This window comes from Microtetraspora malaysiensis, assembly GCF_001528665.1.
Classification (GTDB): domain Bacteria; phylum Actinomycetota; class Actinomycetes; order Streptosporangiales; family Streptosporangiaceae; genus Microtetraspora_A; species Microtetraspora_A malaysiensis.
In genome coordinates this window covers 87,471-102,906 of the sequence record NZ_BBYJ01000017.1, presented here as the reverse complement: position 1 = coordinate 102,906, position 15,436 = coordinate 87,471, and the positions used below count along the sequence as shown (strand labels likewise).

Sequence of the window (15,436 nt, the reverse complement as noted above, 5' to 3'; positions counted from 1 at the left end):
CCCTGAGCCCTTTCGCCTGCATTCTCAATTTTGGGAACGGTACCAGATATGGGAACGTACGACGGTGGACACTCTCGACCTGCTTCTCCACCCGGTCCGGCTGCGTATCGTGCACGCCATGTCCGGCGGGCGCGTCCGCACCACCGCCGACCTGTGCGCCCGCATGTCCGACATCCCGAAAACCTCCGTGTACCGGCACGTCGGCCTCCTGGCCGACGCGGGAGTTCTGGAGGTCGTCGACGAGCAGCGCGTGCACGGCGCCGTCGAACGCCACTACCGGCTCCGCCAGAAACGGACGACGATCGACGCCGAAACAGCCGCGTCGATGTCCCTGGACGACCACCGCCAGGGGTTCACCTCCGCCATGGCCGCGTTGCACGCCGAGTTCAACGCCTACCTGGACCGGGACGGAGCCGACCCGACCGCCGATCTGGTGGGCTACCGGCAGCTCGTGCTCTGGCTCAGCCACGACGAACTCGCGGAGATGATGGCCGACCTGCGCGAGGTCCTCGCGGCCAGGTGGGGCAACGCGCCCGCGCCGGGCCGCACCCCTCACCTGGCCAGCGCGATCGTGTTTCCCGCCGAGGACCGGCAGGAAGGCCGCGACCCGGCGTCCCCCCGCTCCTGAGGAACGGGCATCTCAGACTCCTGTGATCCCCGGATGGAAGGGTCGGCCGGGAGCGGGCAATCACTGGTGTTCAGACGTTCCCGGCGAGAGTGACCCTGCATGACCACGTTCCTCGACGGAGCGGTCGCCGATCCCGAGCGATTCTCCGCCCTCTTCGACGCCGCGGCGGCGGACCGGCTGGCCGCACAACCCCCGGGTACCGGTGCTTGGTGGCGGCGGGACATGACGCAGGTGGAGTGGACCAGAACCCCGGCCTATACCGTCGAGCGCCGGCGCAGGGATGTGCTCTGGTTGAGCCGAGAGCATGGGGCGCGGACGCAGCAAGCAAAAATCTCCGCCAAACCGCGCACGTCCGCCGATGAACAGGCGTGGAGGAACGCGGGCTCGCCCGATCTGTGCGACCGCTGCGAGATGGTCGGCGGGTACTTCACCCCGCTCAAGCTGACGGTGAGTCCCGCGGTGGAGCTGCCCGCCGAACCGAAGGCGCTCAAGGCCAAGCTGCTGAGCGTCTACGTCCCCCAAAACGACAAGGACCTCCCGGAGGCGGTCTGGGGCGCCAGCCTAAAGGACACCCCGGAGACGTGGATCTGGGGCGCCAGCCCATGGCTCCTCCTCCACGCCGAGACCACCCCGGCCACCAGGGCGGCGCTCTACCGGGTCCTCGCCGGCCTGCCAGGCGTACGTGTAGAGGACAACGTCATCGACATCGACGGCCGCACCGGGATCGCACTGACATACGGCAAGGCGCCCACCCGCGAGCAGATCATCATCGACCGGGACAGCGGCGAACTCCTCGCCATCCAGAAGGAGCTGTCTGGCACGGGCGCGACATTCACGGCATACGTGGTCAAACGGCTGGGCTGGACCGACGACCCCGCACCCGCGATATAAGAAAGCCCGACTTCGAACCGCATGCTCTACGGACGACGTACCCGCGCCGAAGGAACCGTTCTGCGCGACAACTTCCGGCAGGCCACTCGGCACGAGTCCCTGGAAGCCGAACGGGGAACGTGGATGACGCAGCGGTCCGCCGGGGCTTGCGCCAGGACGGCCGGACCGCTGCGCCCGGCGTTCTAGTCGGTGAGCAGGATGTCGTCCAGGCACAGCGTGTACGGCGCGTCCGCACCGCCCAACTGGAACAACACCTGGGCCTCCCGGTCCGAGGTCTTGGCGGTGTTCTGGTAGGCGTAGGTCCTGGACCCGGTGCCGACCTCGGGGTAGCCGTCCACGATCGCAGTGTGCGTCTCACCGCTGCCCTGGACCACCGACCTGATCTTCGCCGTCCGAGTCGCCGACGCCTTGAAGCTCAGCCGGTACGTCTTCCCGGCCGCCACGGCGATGCCGCTCTGCCCGACCATCGCGGCCCACACGTTGTCACCCCCCGCGGGGACCTGGGCGCACAACCGCCCGCCCGTCACCTTGATCGGGGTGTTCTTGGAGGCCCACCAGCCCTTGACCCCGTTGTCCAACGAGCCGTTCACCACGCTCTGGTGCAGGGGCACGAGGGAGACATTGTCCAGGCACAGCGTGTACGGCGCGTCCGCACCGCCCACCTGGAACAACACCTGGGCCTTCGAGTCCGACACCTTGGCCGTGGCCGCGTAGGTGAACTTCTTCGGGCTTCCGCCGACCTCTGGGTAGCCGTCCACGATCGCGGCGGGCTTCTCGCCGCTGCCCTGGACCACCGACCTGATCCTCGTCGTCTTCGTAGCGGTCGCCTCGAAGCTCAACTGGTAGGTCTTCCCGGCCTCCACGGCGATGTCGCTCTGCCCGATCATCGCGGCCCACACGTTGTCACCCCCCGCGGGGACCTGGGCGCACAATCGCCCGCCCGTCACGTTGATCGGGGTGTTCTTGGAGGCCCACCAGCCCTTGACCCCGTTGTCCAGCGAGCCGTTGACCACGAGGTCGCCGGCGGGCGCAGCGGCGTACGCGGGAGTCGCCGCCGCGGCCATCGCCACGAAGGCACCGACGGCGATGAGACGCATCGAAAGAGAATTCATGAAAAATGATCTAAGACCAGGACGTCACCATCAGGACAGAGCCATTTCGTAGTCGCGTAGTTGGGCCAACCTGCTGCAGGCGGCCATCTCAGCCTGCACCGCGCAGGGCGATTCAGCGGTCGCCGGGTTTGTACGCGAACACCCAGCGGTTGCTTGCCAGGGCGTCGTCCGGCTCGGGGAGTGGACCGCGACCGAGGTGGCGGGTGAAGTCGAAGGGGGTGGCGACGGCGGTGGACCAGCCCCGCGCCTTCAGCGAGGCGACGGAGTCGGGGCGCGGCTCCCCGTCGAACAGGGCGAGCAGGTCGACGCCGATCTGCCGCCGGGTCGCCGCGTAGACGGGGCTGGCGCGGACCTCCGGGGACTCCGTCCCGAGCTTGACCTCGAAGGCCAGCGAGCTGCCGGCGGCGCTCAGGTGGTCCACGGTGTCGATGAGCCGCCGCTCGGCGGCCGACGGGAGATAGAGCAGCAGGCCCTCGGCCAGCCAGGCGGCCGGCGCGGCCGGGTCGAAGCCCGCGCTCACCAGCGAGGCGGCCCAGTCCCCGCACAGATCGGCCGCGATCGGACGGCGCATGGCCGTCGGGACGGCGGCGAGGCCGTCGAGCACGTCGTGTTTGAACGCCAGGACGCCGTCGCGGTCGATCTCGTAGACGGTGTGGTCCGGCGACCAGTCGAGCCGGAACGCCCGCGTGTCGAGGCCCGCGCCGAGCAGAACGACCTGCCGGACGCCCGCGTGAGCCGAGCGGACGAGAAAGTCGTCGAGGACCCGGGTACGCAGCCCGAAGTACCGCCCCAGCCTGCCCCACAAGGGGTTCGCGTCGCCGTCCGGCACCTCCGCCGGGCGGACCGGCCAGGCCGCGGACGCCTCGGCCGCGCGGACGAAGTGCTCGGCGTAGGTGTCGCGGGCCAGGGCGTCGGGCCGGTGGGTCTCGATCGCCCGCGCGGCGGCGACCATGAGGGCGGTCAGGCCGACGCCGTCTTCGACACCGGTGTGCTGTGCGGCCGGCACGCGTCCTCCTCTTCCGCGGGCGGCGCCGTGCTCTCCACGGATGTCACGGCTCCGTCACCAGGATCCGCTGCCCCTCCGGCTCCAGCACGTCGAGCAGCGCGTCCACCACGTCGGTGGTCGAGTGCCGTCCGCCGAGGTCCGGGGTGCCGATGCCGCGACGGCGGAGTGTTTCGAGGCCGCCCTCCACCAACCGCACCGCCCCGGCGCAGCCCGCGTGCCGCTCGGCGATCATCGCCGCCGCCCGTACGGTCGCCACCGGGTTGACGGTGTCCTTCCCCTCCAGGTCGTCGGCCGAGCCGTGCACGGTCTGGTACTCGACCAGACCGGCCACCTCGAAGTGCAGGTAGACGTTCTCGGTGCAGCGGTTCTCCTGGCGCTCGGCGCCGAAGCGGTCCAGCAGGACCACGTGCATGATGTCGGCCCATTCGTTGCCCGCGATGATCACCGTGCGGGGGCGCGGACCGCGCTCGATCAGGTTGCGGTTCACCGTGTCCGGCTGGGACAGGCGGATCTCGACGCCGTGCCGCGCGGCGCTCTCGGCCACCCACTCGTCCAGAGCGCCGTCGAGCAGGTGGAACTTGTAGGCCATGACGATCTCGTCGATTTCGCCGTCCGGCCACTGCTGCCGGGCGCGCCGTATCGCGAAGGCGATGACCTTCTCGGTGATCTCCCGGCTGAACGACATGGTGCGGATGAGCGCGCCGGGAACGTGGGTGTTCTCCCCGGTGTAGAAGCCCTGGGCCTCGTCGCGGACCAGCAGCAGCGACGCGTTCGGGGCGGTGATGGCGTCGACTTTCACCGCCTGCAAGCGCCGGCGCACCAGGTAGAGCGACTGGGCGTTGATCGCCGTACGGAATATGGCCGGGACGCCGAGAGCGGCCTGCGCGCGGCAGAACTCCGCGTAGTGGTCGGCGTCCTCGCGGGTGAGCTCGCGGATCTGCTCGATCCCCGCGTCGGCCTTCAACGACGAATACGAGTGGTAAACCCTTTCCGACCGCGTGATGCCGATCTCCACCGAATACACGTCGGCGATCCGGCCCAGAGCGCGCTCGAAGACGGCCGCGAGTTCGGGGCCCGTTCCCCCGCCGACGGCGAGTCCGATGACTGGTTCCACCTGTACTCCTTTGTTGAAAGCCGATGCGTCGGGGCGGCGGCCGGCGATCAGCCCCGGACCTCGACCAGGTGGTCGCCCGGGATGCCCGCCTTGTCCGGGCTGTAGTAGTCCTTGATGCCCGCGGCCCAGACCGAGACCTCGATCTGGTCGTCGTCGGACGGCTGGAACGCGTCGAAGAGCGCGTCGATGTTCGCCCGCTCGAAGCCGATGGCCACCATGAGCGCCACGAAGAGGCCCCGCCTGATGAGGCCGTCACCGTTCGGGTCGCCCAGCGCGGCCAGCGCCTCGGCGAAGTCGGTGAGCGCCGCGTCGAAACGCTCCGGGGAGAGCACACACGCGGTGTACTCCTCGAACGTGATCCGGCCGTCGCGGTTGGCGTCGAGTTCGGCGGCCAGGGTTGTCCAGTAGCGCCGGAAGGCGGCGAGCATGGCCGCCTTGGCTGCTTCGCCGGAGTTGGGGGACGCGGCCACCACGCGGGTGGCCATGAGCTCGAAGTCCTCGGCTTCGAGGCTGCCGGTGCCGTCGGCGTCGAGCAGGGTGAAGATGAGCTTTACTCGATCGAGAGCCGCCTGCCGCATCTCTTGTCGCCTTTCTTTGGTCGCCAGCAGAAATGGAACCCGCGATCGGGATTCCGACTGGAAAATACCATGCCAAAAAATTACCCGCGCGTTCGTAGCACGATTCCCCTTTACATCCCAAAATGCCACCAATGCCAGGCGAACAGAATAGATGCCATAAAGTCTGAAATATCCCGGCGATTCGCGTCCCAGCGCAGCCCAGCGCTGCCCCGATAGTGATGCGAAATGCGGCAAATTTCGCGATATTTATGGATTTATATCCCGGTCTCGTGCGCACCGGCCGGCCCCGTGAGCGTCTGGACGCGAGCAGCCAGACGTCCATGTCCCGCGACGTACGCAGTCAACGGGAGGGCCACCTTCCTGTGGCGGGTCAGGCGCGACGTCGACACCCCCGACGACCTACGCGCGGCTGTCCTCCTTGGCGTCGGCGTCCACACGGCCGCCGTCGTCCGTGATCTTGAGCTTTCGTACGGCGGGAGCCAGCACGAAGGGTAGGTTGGCCGCCGCGGTGCCGAGGCAGGCGATCCACAGGAGCTGGTGAACGGTGACGGCCTCGCCCAGCAGCCCGCCGACGACACCGCCGAGCGGCAGCGAACCCCACATGAGGAAGCGGAGGCTGGCGTTCATCCTGCCGCGCAGGGCTTCTGGGCAGATCGCCTGGCGGTAGCTGCCCTGAGCGACGTTGTACATGACCGCGACCAGGAAGATGAGCGCCATGCCGATCGGGTAGAGGGCGAGCCGCCAGCCTGGTCCGGTGAAGGCGACGAGCACGTTGAGCGGGATGATGAGGACGGCTGTGCCGTACATCGTGGGGCCGTGACCGTAGCGGGCGATCACGCGTGGCGCGAGGAGCGCGCCGAGCAGGCCGCCGGCCCCCGCGCCCGAGATCATCAGGCCGTAGGCCGTCGCGCTCACGCCCAGCTCGTCGACCAGGTACAACGGCTGGACGATGGCCCAGATGCCGTTGATGAACATGTTCATGGCGCCGACGAGGCCGATCAGGCGCAGGATGGGGTGGCCGAGCACGTAGCGCAGGCCCTCCATGAGGCTCACGCGCCCCCCGGAGGGGGTCTCCTCGGCCTTGACGGTCGCCAGCAGGGTGGCGGAGATCATGTAGCTGACCGCGTCGGCCACGATGGCGATGGGCGCCGTGAGCGCTTGCACGAGCCAGCCGCCGAGCCCGGGGCCGAAGAGCACGGCGAGGCTGCGCACGGACTCCAGGGTCCCCATGCCCTTGGGCAGCTGCTCCTTGGTCACGATGGAGGGCAGGAAGCTCAGGTGGGCGACGTCGAAGAAGGCCGTGCCGATGCTGACGATCACGGCGACCACGTAGAGCTGCACCAGCGTGAGCGCCTCGAACAGCGCGGCGATCGGGATGGAGGCCAGGGCGACCGCGCGCAGCACGTCGGCCGTCACCAGGATGGGCTTCCTGCGCAACCGGTCGACCCACACGCCGGCGGGCAGCCCGAAGAGGAGGAAGCCGATCATCTCGGCGGCGCTGAGCAGGCCGAGCTGGAACGGGCCCGCGCCGAGCACCAGCAGCGCGACCAGCGGGAGGGCCACGCGCGTGACCTGGGTGCCGAACTGGCTGAGGCCGTCGGCGGTGACGTAACGACGGAAAACGGGGGGCATCTGATCCACCCTAGGGGTGGGTGGTGGCGCTCTTGCGCAGCTCGAACACCATCTTCACAGCGCGCTCACGCATCTCAGGGGTGTATGTCCTCGGGGCCACCATGCCTCCCGGCTTTCCAACCTTGGGAGCCTCCAGCCAACCCGGGGCGCTTCACCATCCGGCCGCCACCGCACACGGTCACCGGACCGGTACAGACGCGACCCGTCGACCCGAAAGGGGTGCGGTGCGAACTGTCGGGCCGTCGCCCCCGGTCGGTCGCCGTATCCGCGGGCGACGCCCGGTGGCAGACTAGGCGCACCGAGTCGCCTGGGGGTTTCGCGTAGATGCGCACCGCTTCGTTCCCGGAGGGTTTCGTCTGGGGAGTGTCCACGTCCGCGTTCCAGATCGAGGGCGCCACCGACCAGGACGGCCGGGGCCCCTCCATCTGGGACACCTTCGCGGGCGGGGCGTACGGCGACCCGGCCTGCGATCACTACCGGCGCTACGCCGACGACGTCCGGCTCATGCAGGACCTGGGCGTCGCCGCCTACCGGTTCTCGGTGAGCTGGTCACGGGTGCTTCCGGAGGGGCACGGCCGGGTCAACGGCCCGGGGCTCGACTTCTACGACAGGCTCGTGGACGAGTTGCTGCGGGCGGGCATCGCCCCGTACGCCACCCTGTACCACTGGGACCTGCCGCAGGCGCTCCACGACGGCGGGGGGTGGACCTCGCGTGACACGGCCCGCCACTTCGCCGACTACGCCGGCGTCGTGTACGACAGGATCGGCGACCGCGTGGACACGTGGTTCACGTTCAACGAGCCGCAGGTGGCCGCCTTCCTCGGCCACGCCTCGGGCGTGCACGCCCCGGGCCGGCGGTCGGCGGCGGACGCCTTCGTCAGCGCCCACCACATGCTGCTCGCGCACGGGCTGGGCCTGGAGGCGCTGCGCGCGCGGGGCGCCGCCAGGGCCGGTGTCGTGCTGAACCTCTCGCCCGTCCTTACTCCCGCGCAGCTCGGCGACGTGTCCCTCGATCTTCCGGAGGAGGACGCCGAGGCGGTGGCGCGGATCGACGCCCTGAACAATCGGCAGTTCCTGGAGCCGGTGCTGCGGGGCCGTTACCCTGCCGATCTGCTGCCTCTGGTCGAGAAGGTCGCGGGGCTCGACCACATCCACGACGGGGACCTCGACGTCATCGGCGGGCCCATCGACCTGCTGGGCGTCAACTACTACACGCCCATCGTGGTGCGGGCCCAGCCCGGCGCTCCGGCCGACCCGGCCTTCCCGGGCAGCGAGGGCGTCCTCTTCTGCAGCGTGCCCACGGCCGTCACCGCGATGGGCTGGCCCATCATGCCGAGCGGCCTTTCCCTGGTCCTGCGGCGCCTGTCGGAGGAGTACCCCGAGACCGACGTGATGATCACCGAGAACGGCGCCGACTTCGTCGACGTCGTGGCCGGCGACGGCGTCCACGACATCGAGCGGATGAGCTTCCTGGAGGAGCATCTGCGCGCGCTTCGCGCCTCGCTCGACGAGGGCGCCCGAGTCCGCGGCTACCTGTTGTGGTCACTGCTCGACTGCGTCGAATGGGCGGACGGCTACCGGCGCAAGTTCGGCATCGTCCACGTCGACTTCGCCACCCAGCGGCGGCTGCTCAAGGACAGCGCCCTGTGGTACCGCGACGTCATCAAGCGCAACGGCCTCGGCGCGGAGCGGCCGAAACGGCCCACGCTGGAGACCGTCGCCGCCCGCGCGGGCGTCTCCCGGGCCACGGTCTCGCGGGTCGTCAACGGCGAGGCGTCGGTCAGCCCCGAGGCACGCGCCGTCGTGTTGCGCGCGGTCCAGGAGCTGGGCTACGTGCCGAACGCCGCCGCCAGGAGCCTCGTCACCCAGCGGACGGACTCGGTCGCGCTCGTCCTGTCCGTCCCCAGGAACGGCGGCGACGCGCTGATCTCCGCCGTCGTCCAGTACGTCACCGGCGTCCTGGAGGGGGCGGGCAAGCAGATCACGCTGATGCTCGCCGACACTGCCGAGAGCCATCGGCGCATCATCAGGCACGTGGAGGCGGGGCAGGTGGACGGAGTCGTCCTCGTCCCCCCGGACGGTCCCGACCCGCTGGCCGAGCGGCTCGCGCGTACCGGTGTGCCGGTCGTGCTGCTCGGCCGACCCGCCATCGCCTCCCTCGTGCCGTACGTGGACGTGGACAACGCGGGCGGCGCGAAGGCCGCGACCCGGCACCTCCTCGACCGGGGACGCCGCCGCATCGGCGTGATCTGCGGGCCGATGGATCTCGTCGCCGTGCAGGACCGCCTCGCCGGACACCTGGCCGCGCTCCACGAGGACGGGCTGCGGCCGGCGATCGCGCTCGCCGGTCTGGACAGACAGTCGGGCGGCGCGGCGGCCCGCGAGCTCCTGTCCGGCCATCCCGACCTGAACGCGGTGTTCGCCACCTCCGACGAGCTGGCGATCGGCGCGCTGGAGGCGGCGCGCGAGGCGGGGCTCCAGGTGCCCCGGGACCTGGCGATCGTGGGCTTCGACGACGTCCACGCCGCCTCCTGCACGACCCCGCCGCTCACCACCGTCCGGGTGCCCACCACGGAGCAGGCGCTGGCCCTGGCCCGCCTGCTCCTGTCCCGCCTCGACGGCCGGCACACCACTTCCGTCGTGCTCCCCACCCGTCTGGTGGTCCGCGCCACGACGTGACCCTCGCCCGCGCGAGGCATCTCAGCGGCAGGTGAAGGCGCCGTCGTTCCGCACCGCGTCGCCGATCCTCTGACCGGCCTTGGGGTCGGCACATCAGGTCATGCCGGTGGGCGCGTTGACCTGACGTGGAAAACCGACCGCGGCGCCACCGGCGACTCTTGACCATCTCCTAACGCCGTGTGATAGTCCTAATCGTGTTAGGAGAACCGACTCGCGATAGAAGAGCCGAACGGCATGAGCGGACGAAGACCGAGATCTTGGACGCCGCCTGGGAGGTCGCCCGCGCCGACGGCCTGGCCGGGCTGACGCTGCGGGACGTGGCGCGCAAGGTGGGGATGCGCCCGCCGTCGGTGTACTCCTACTTCGCGTCCAAGCACGCCGTCTACGACGCCATGTACGCCCAGGGCTGCCGGGAGTTCCTCGGGCGGGTGTCGCGGCTCGACCTCACCGGCGACGCCTTGACCGATCTACGGGCCGGCGCCCGGATGTTCATCGACTTCTGCGTCGAGGACCCGGCCCGCTACCAGCTGATGTTCCAGCGGACGGTCCCCGGGTTCGAGCCGTCCGCCGAGTCGTACGCCCTGGCCGTCGAGGCGCTCGAGTCACTGCGGGCGGCGCTGGTGAAGATCGGCATCACCGCCCCCGGAGCGCTGGACATGCTCACCGCGCTCACCACCGGCCTGGCCGACCAGCAGATCTCCAACGACCCGGGCGGCGATCGCTGGCTCAAGCTCGTCGACGAGGCCATGGAGATGTTCCTCGCCCACATGAACACCCGTACGAGGAGAAAGGTCCGCTGATGCCCGACAGCGCGACGACGATCGAGTCGGTGTCGTTACTCGATCGCCCACAGGCCGCCTCGCTGGCGGCGGCCGAGAACGAGCGTTTCGTCGACCTGGTCCGGTCGCTGGACGCCGATGACTGGACCAGGCCGACCGACTGCCCGGCCTGGGACGTGCGGGCCATGGTCGCGCACGTCCTGGGCGCGATGGAGTCGATCGTCTCCCCGCGTGAGCTGGTCCACCAGATCCGGGCGGGCGGCCGGGCGGCGGGCGGCCGTCCGCTCATCGACGGCATGACCGAGGTGCAGGTCGCCGAGCGGGCCCACCTGAGCACGTCCCTGCTGGTCGAACGGCTCGTCGCCACCGCGCCGCGCGCCGCCCGGGCCCGGCGCAGACTGCCGGCGCCGCTGCGCCGGTTGCCGTTCAAGTCGGACGTCGCGGGAGTGACGGAGACCTGGGCGCTGGGCTTCCTGTACGACGTCATCTACACCCGCGACACGTGGATGCACCGCGTCGACATCGCCCGGGCGACGGGTCGTCCGTCGGTGCTCACGCCGGACCATGACGGCCGGATCGTGGCGGACGTGGTGGCCGAGTGGGCGCGGCGGCACGGCCGGCCGTTCCGGCTCCATCTGCACGGTCCGGCGGGAGGCGCTTTCATCGGCGGCGACGGCGACGGCGAGGAGATCACGCTGGACGCCGTCGAGTTCTGCCGGATCCTCTCCGGCCGAGGCGAAGGAACCGGGCTGCTCACCCAGCCCGTGCCCTTCTGAGGGTCATCCGGGCGGCACCGCGTCGCCGGATCCGCCCGAGACCGCCGTGGTCCGCCTGTGCGGCCCCTCGCCGCGCGACGAGACCAGGCGCTTGTCGGGCGGGGGCGGGTCCGGCGAGACCGGCCGGTCGAAGATGTCGATGTCGACCTCTTCGCCTCCGACGACCAACGTGTCCCAGGCGCCGCTGACCAGCAGGGTCCGCATGGTCTCGCTCTTCAGCTTGCGCAGGTGCTCGACGAGGGTCGCGTCGTCCGGCATGCCGGGGATCCGCGGCGACAGGCGAGCGCGGATCCGGTGCAGTCGCTCTGTCAGGGCGTCGATGTCCGCGTCCTTGTCCGAACCGGCGTCGCCCTCGTCGATGCCCTGGACGATCGTGTCTTTGATCGCCCGGGTGACCCCGTTCTCGTCGGTCGTCACCATCGCGTTCCACGCGCGGCTCTTGTGCCGGTACTGCAGCATCGACATCGCCGCTTCGTGCCGGATGAAGTCCGCGTCGCGGAGCGGCCGGCCGCGCCAGTTGCGGTTGAGCGACCGCGCCAGCGAGATGGCCGACGCCAACCCGCTGTTGAGTCCGCGCCCCGGCCAGAAGTGGATCGCGTTGGCCGCGTCCCCAAGAAGGAACCCGTACGTTCCGGGCGTGGTCGACGTCGGGGAGTACAACTGCGCCGTGAAACGCGGCCGCTGCACCATGTCCAGCCGGAACGCGGTGACCGCGCTCACGTCGTCTTCCGTGATGCCGAAGAGCACCAGCCCTTCCTTCGCCCGCTTCCACAACGCCGATCCCCTGATCAGGGCGGGCAGGAAAAGCGTCCGGTGCGTCGAGCAGTGGAAGTCGCCGTCTTCGTTGCGCGCCATCAGGCACGGGCTGGAGGCGATGCATTCTTCGAACACGTGCCGGACGGGGTCGATGCCGACGACTTCCTTGGCCTCCTCGTCGGTGAGGCGCATGTTCAGGAATCCCTCGCCGCGCAGCGCGTTCAGGAGGAAACGATTCTGGGCCACGGTCAGCAGGACGGTCATGGGGTCCGACAGGCCGGACTTCACCCGTAGCCCCAGCACGACGTCCTGTACGTGCGTGCCGTCCAGCGAGTAGATCGATTTGTCGGCCTTGCCGAACTTGTCGGTGAAATGCTCGCGGGTACGCGAGCGCCCTCCCTCGCAGATGGCCAGCACGTGGTCCCCCGCCACGGCCTCGTGGTGTTTCTCCGGATCGAAGTTGGCGGGGATCAGGCGGATGCGGCCGGCTTTCTCGTTCGCCATCTCGAGCAGCGTGTCCTCGACGTACGCGATCCGGATGTTCCGCGGGCTGTAGCCGCGAATCGAATCGGGACCGGCCGGCCACATCTCCGTGTAGGAGCCGGCGGTGAACAGCCGCGCCTGGACCTCCTCCGGAAGGTTCAGGTACTGGCGGCTCTGGACCGTCACGACCTGCTGCCGCCGGTTGTTGCCCTGTGCCGCGTTCTTCCAGACGACACGTGATCCGTCCTGGATCCAGCGGCCGTCGTACATCGTGATGGCCACCCGCTGCCCCATGAGGTGGTCGAGCAGCAGGGCGAGGCCCAAGCCGACGGGGCCGCCACCCGAAACGGTGACGCGCAGGACCTGGCCCGGTTCGACGCTCGGCACGGACCCGACGACCGTCTGGAGCAGCGAGGCGTCCATGACCGTCTCCGATTCGTCGAACGCCTCGAACCGGAACGTCTCCCCGCCGATGGTGATCGTGTCGCCGGGGCGGAGCACGTGGGAGGTGACACGTTGTCCGTTGACCAGCGTGCCGTTGCGGCTTCCGCGGTCGTGCACGACATAGTCGTCGGCCTCGCGCCGCACTTCGGCATGAAAGCGCGACGCCCTTTCGCTCGTGATCACCACACTGTTGTCGCCCCTGCGACCGAAGGTGATCGGTTTGTCGCTGATCGGGAACCGCTGTCCGGCGAGAGGACCTTCATGCCCGACGATCGCAGGCGGCATGGGCTGCACCCTTCTCCATCGGCTAACCGATGTTGACCACTTATCGTGACACGCTTCGTGGCTTCGGGAAATAGTCCGTAATTTGCGGCTTTCGCCGCCGAAAGTGGCACCCGCCCGCGCTTCGCCCCTGGTTTGACCCGGCGCACGACTCCACCGGCCGGACGCCGCCGCGGCGCGGACTACTGCGGATCGACTCCGGCCACCGCGCGCAGCCCCGGACGGAGCAGCTCGGCGATCTTCTGCGGGGACGCTCCGCGCAGCGCGGTCAGGTCGAGCAGCTGATGGGCGATCGTCACACCGAGCATCGTGCTGACCATCAAGGCGGCACGGAGATCCGCGTCCTCGGCCTCGATCGCCGAACCGAGCTCCACCACCTGGCCGTCGAGCGTGGCCCGAGCCTGATCGGCGGCCTCGGGGTGGGTGAGCATCGACCGCATCATCGCCAGCGTCGCCTGCGGGAGTGATCCGATCTTCATGCCGATCCTGGCGAGCACGGCCTCGACGAGCTCGTCCACGTCTCCCGACAGCGGCGGGACCGACCCCAACTGCACGGATCGCTGGAAGAGCTCCTGTTTCGACCCGAAGTACTGGATGACCAGGGCCGGGTCGACCTCGGCCTCGGCCGCGATCGCCCTGATCGTGGCGCGCTCGAACCCTCGTTGCGCGAACGCGCGCCGAGCGCTGGACAGGATGCGCTCCTCCGTCTGACGCCTGCGCTGGGCACGTGCCGTCGGCTCGTCCTTCACGGTCACCGACTTTACGTTGACCCGCTGCGCCATTTCGCTCTACGCTCGTTGAGTCAACAAGTGTTGAGCGAATGGAGCACGACCATGCCGTCGACCTGCCTTACCCCGCGCGAGGTTCTGGCCCGCTACCACCAGGCGATGATCGACAGATCGGCCGACGACCTCGCCGACCTGTACGCCGACGACGCCGCTCACGCGTTCCCGTTCCGCGTCCCCGGAGCGCCGGAACGCCTTGACGGGCGTGAAGAGGTACGCGCGTTCTACCGGGCCGCCTGGGGCGACAGCCCGGTGCGATTGACGAAGATCGAGGACGTGGTCGTCCACCCCGCAGCCGACCCCGAGGTGATCGTCGGGGAATGGGTCGGCGTGGGCTCCCTGAACCCGGACGGCCGGCCGTTCCGCGCCACAGGACTGCTGCTGGGCCGGGTCAGGGACGGAAAGATCATCGACATGCGGGATTACATGGACGTCTTCGGCACGTACGGCGCGCTTGGCCGGCTGCGCGCCATGGTCGCCGTGTTCGAGGAGCAGCAAACGTCCTGACCAGGCGCCCTCCCCGGCTGCCCCACGATCCAACAGCGCCGGTCGAGACCGCCGAGTCTCGCTGCGGGGTTCAGGAGCGCACCGGCTTCAGGTAGGCGTGGAGAACCACCAGGCCCTTGCCGTACTTCTCGTCGATCTCACGCTGGAGCTCGGGCGTGACCGCCCAGACCCCGATCGAGACGTGGCCCGCCTGCCCGTCCACCCCGGCGGAGAACACGCCCTTGATCTCCTTCAACGCCCTTCCTTCAACGACTTGGAGTTCCTTCTCGCTGTGCGGAGCCCGGCTCAGGCACAGCGGGCCACCCCAAACCTCGCGGATCGCGGACTCGCGGGCGGTCGCGTCGCCGGTGAACCGCAGGTTCAGCACGAGCCGTCTGGGGTCGTTGGCGTATCGCTCCACATAACGCGGGTCGTTGGAGTCATAGCCGTCGATCTCGTCCAGGTAGCCCTGGTCCAGCCAGCCGGCCGCGTATCCGGGGAGCTTGTGGGCTCTGTCGATCGCCGCGTGCAACGCCTTGTCGGTGGCCTTCTCCGGTGCGACCGGACGCCAGCCGCCCTCGGGCGTCGGACACGGTGTGGTGAAGTCGGGCCGATCGCTCCGGGCCGGGCGCGGCTTGGCGGGGCGCGGAGGCTCAGTGAGCGTCAGGCTCGTCCCGTCCCAGGTGCCGACCACGTCGTATTCGCCCCAGCGCACACCGCGCTGGGCGGAGTGCTCGACCGCGTCCCAGTCCCACCCGATGACGTCGGGGCCGCCGCACTGGGGCGGCATGGATGCATTGAACGCCGCGCAGAGCTGGGGGCCGTGCTTCGGGTTGGAGAGCACCATCCCGTCGGCCTGGTACCGCAATTTGGGCACGATCGCGGCCGAGGCCGTCCCGCAGGTGGCGAGTGCCACGAGCACGGCGGCGAGCCAGATGCCTCTCATGCCCCTGAGACGGGCCAAAACGCTCATGGGTTCACCATGTCCGAAGGCGGTAATCGTTC

General features: G+C 69.6%; 14 protein-coding genes. 6 read left to right on the top strand and 8 right to left on the bottom strand.

The window, feature by feature from the left end; all coding sequences use genetic code 11:
* The first annotated feature begins 64 nt into the window (after positions 1 to 64).
* Positions 65 to 628: a helix-turn-helix domain-containing protein gene (locus tag AWQ71_RS22005; RefSeq protein WP_067136125.1), complete on the top strand. Its 564-nt coding sequence runs from the start codon at positions 65 to 67 to the stop codon at positions 626 to 628.
* Positions 629 to 727: 99 nt separating this feature from the next.
* Positions 728 to 1,519 (top strand): hypothetical protein, encoded by a 792-nt coding sequence (locus AWQ71_RS22000; RefSeq protein ID WP_067136123.1) that lies wholly within the window; start codon positions 728 to 730, stop codon positions 1,517 to 1,519.
* 182 nt (positions 1,520 to 1,701) lie between these two features.
* On the opposite strand, the gene AWQ71_RS21995 is transcribed toward AWQ71_RS22000, so the two are convergent.
* The 5 genes from AWQ71_RS21995 to AWQ71_RS43030 form a co-directional block, all read right to left on the bottom strand.
* Positions 1,702 to 2,616: a carbohydrate binding domain-containing protein gene (locus AWQ71_RS21995; protein ID WP_067136121.1), complete on the bottom strand. Its 915-nt coding sequence runs from the start codon at positions 2,614 to 2,616 to the stop codon at positions 1,702 to 1,704.
* Between the two features lie 127 nt (positions 2,617 to 2,743).
* Positions 2,744 to 3,637: an SAM-dependent methyltransferase gene (locus tag AWQ71_RS21990; RefSeq protein WP_067136119.1), complete on the bottom strand. Its 894-nt coding sequence runs from the start codon at positions 3,635 to 3,637 to the stop codon at positions 2,744 to 2,746.
* Between the two features lie 43 nt (positions 3,638 to 3,680).
* Entirely contained in the window at positions 3,681 to 4,751 is a 1,071-nt protein-coding gene (locus tag AWQ71_RS21985; RefSeq protein WP_067136117.1) for an isocitrate/isopropylmalate family dehydrogenase, read from the bottom strand.
* 47 nt (positions 4,752 to 4,798) lie between these two features.
* Complete coding sequence (locus AWQ71_RS21980; RefSeq protein WP_067136115.1) at positions 4,799 to 5,329, bottom strand: EF-hand domain-containing protein; 531 nt, start codon at positions 5,327 to 5,329, stop codon at positions 4,799 to 4,801.
* Between the two features lie 399 nt (positions 5,330 to 5,728).
* Positions 5,729 to 6,961: an MFS transporter gene (locus AWQ71_RS43030; RefSeq protein WP_067136793.1), complete on the bottom strand. Its 1,233-nt coding sequence runs from the start codon at positions 6,959 to 6,961 to the stop codon at positions 5,729 to 5,731.
* 324 nt (positions 6,962 to 7,285) lie between these two features.
* Here AWQ71_RS43030 and AWQ71_RS44660 point away from each other — a divergent pair, with 324 nt between their 5' ends.
* From AWQ71_RS44660 to AWQ71_RS21960, 3 genes are all read left to right on the top strand, one after another.
* On the top strand, positions 7,286 to 9,640 hold the full coding sequence (locus AWQ71_RS44660) for a GH1 family beta-glucosidase (protein WP_067136113.1): 2,355 nt from the start codon (positions 7,286 to 7,288) through the stop codon (positions 9,638 to 9,640).
* 257 nt (positions 9,641 to 9,897) lie between these two features.
* Positions 9,898 to 10,440 carry a TetR/AcrR family transcriptional regulator gene (locus tag AWQ71_RS21965; RefSeq protein WP_245658408.1) on the top strand — a complete coding sequence of 181 codons (543 nt, stop codon included), beginning with the start codon at positions 9,898 to 9,900 and terminating at the stop codon, positions 10,438 to 10,440.
* Positions 10,440 to 11,195: a maleylpyruvate isomerase family mycothiol-dependent enzyme gene (locus tag AWQ71_RS21960; RefSeq protein ID WP_067136111.1), complete on the top strand. Its 756-nt coding sequence runs from the start codon at positions 10,440 to 10,442 to the stop codon at positions 11,193 to 11,195. Before AWQ71_RS21965 ends, AWQ71_RS21960 begins: the two co-directional genes overlap by 1 nt.
* A gap of 3 nt (positions 11,196 to 11,198) precedes the next feature.
* On the opposite strand, the gene AWQ71_RS21955 is transcribed toward AWQ71_RS21960, so the two are convergent.
* Positions 11,199 to 13,163 carry an FHA domain-containing protein gene (locus AWQ71_RS21955; protein WP_084259144.1) on the bottom strand — a complete coding sequence of 655 codons (1,965 nt, stop codon included), beginning with the start codon at positions 13,161 to 13,163 and terminating at the stop codon, positions 11,199 to 11,201.
* 179 nt (positions 13,164 to 13,342) lie between these two features.
* A complete protein-coding gene (locus tag AWQ71_RS21950; protein ID WP_218001901.1) occupies positions 13,343 to 13,915 on the bottom strand; it encodes a TetR/AcrR family transcriptional regulator in 573 nt (190 codons plus the stop codon).
* A 78-nt stretch (positions 13,916 to 13,993) separates the two neighbouring features.
* On the opposite strand from AWQ71_RS21950, the gene AWQ71_RS21945 reads away from it, so the two are divergent.
* A complete protein-coding gene (locus tag AWQ71_RS21945; protein WP_084259143.1) occupies positions 13,994 to 14,452 on the top strand; it encodes a nuclear transport factor 2 family protein in 459 nt (152 codons plus the stop codon).
* A gap of 70 nt (positions 14,453 to 14,522) precedes the next feature.
* On the opposite strand, the gene AWQ71_RS21940 is transcribed toward AWQ71_RS21945, so the two are convergent.
* Positions 14,523 to 15,377, bottom strand: coding sequence for a hypothetical protein (locus AWQ71_RS21940; RefSeq protein WP_067136107.1), 855 nt, complete (start codon positions 15,375 to 15,377; stop codon positions 14,523 to 14,525).
* Between the last annotated feature and the right edge of the window lie 59 nt (positions 15,378 to 15,436).

What these genes read in the sequence shown, in the direction of transcription:
- AWQ71_RS22000 (WP_067136123.1), top strand. Translation starts at nt 728, where the DNA reads ATGACCACGTTCCTCGACGGAGCGGTCGCCGATCCCGAGCGATTCTCC.
- AWQ71_RS21995 (WP_067136121.1), bottom strand. Translation starts at nt 2,616, where the DNA reads ATGCGTCTCATCGCCGTCGGTGCCTTCGTGGCGATGGCCGCGGCGGCG.
- AWQ71_RS21980 (WP_067136115.1), bottom strand. Translation starts at nt 5,329, where the DNA reads ATGCGGCAGGCGGCTCTCGATCGAGTAAAGCTCATCTTCACCCTGCTC.
- AWQ71_RS43030 (WP_067136793.1), bottom strand. Translation starts at nt 6,961, where the DNA reads ATGCCCCCCGTTTTCCGTCGTTACGTCACCGCCGACGGCCTCAGCCAG.
- AWQ71_RS44660 (WP_067136113.1), top strand. Translation starts at nt 7,286, where the DNA reads ATGCGCACCGCTTCGTTCCCGGAGGGTTTCGTCTGGGGAGTGTCCACG.
- AWQ71_RS21960 (WP_067136111.1), top strand. Translation starts at nt 10,440, where the DNA reads ATGCCCGACAGCGCGACGACGATCGAGTCGGTGTCGTTACTCGATCGC.
- AWQ71_RS21955 (WP_084259144.1), bottom strand. Translation starts at nt 13,163, where the DNA reads ATGCCGCCTGCGATCGTCGGGCATGAAGGTCCTCTCGCCGGACAGCGG.
- AWQ71_RS21945 (WP_084259143.1), top strand. Translation starts at nt 13,994, where the DNA reads ATGCCGTCGACCTGCCTTACCCCGCGCGAGGTTCTGGCCCGCTACCAC.
- AWQ71_RS21940 (WP_067136107.1), bottom strand. Translation starts at nt 15,377, where the DNA reads ATGAGAGGCATCTGGCTCGCCGCCGTGCTCGTGGCACTCGCCACCTGC.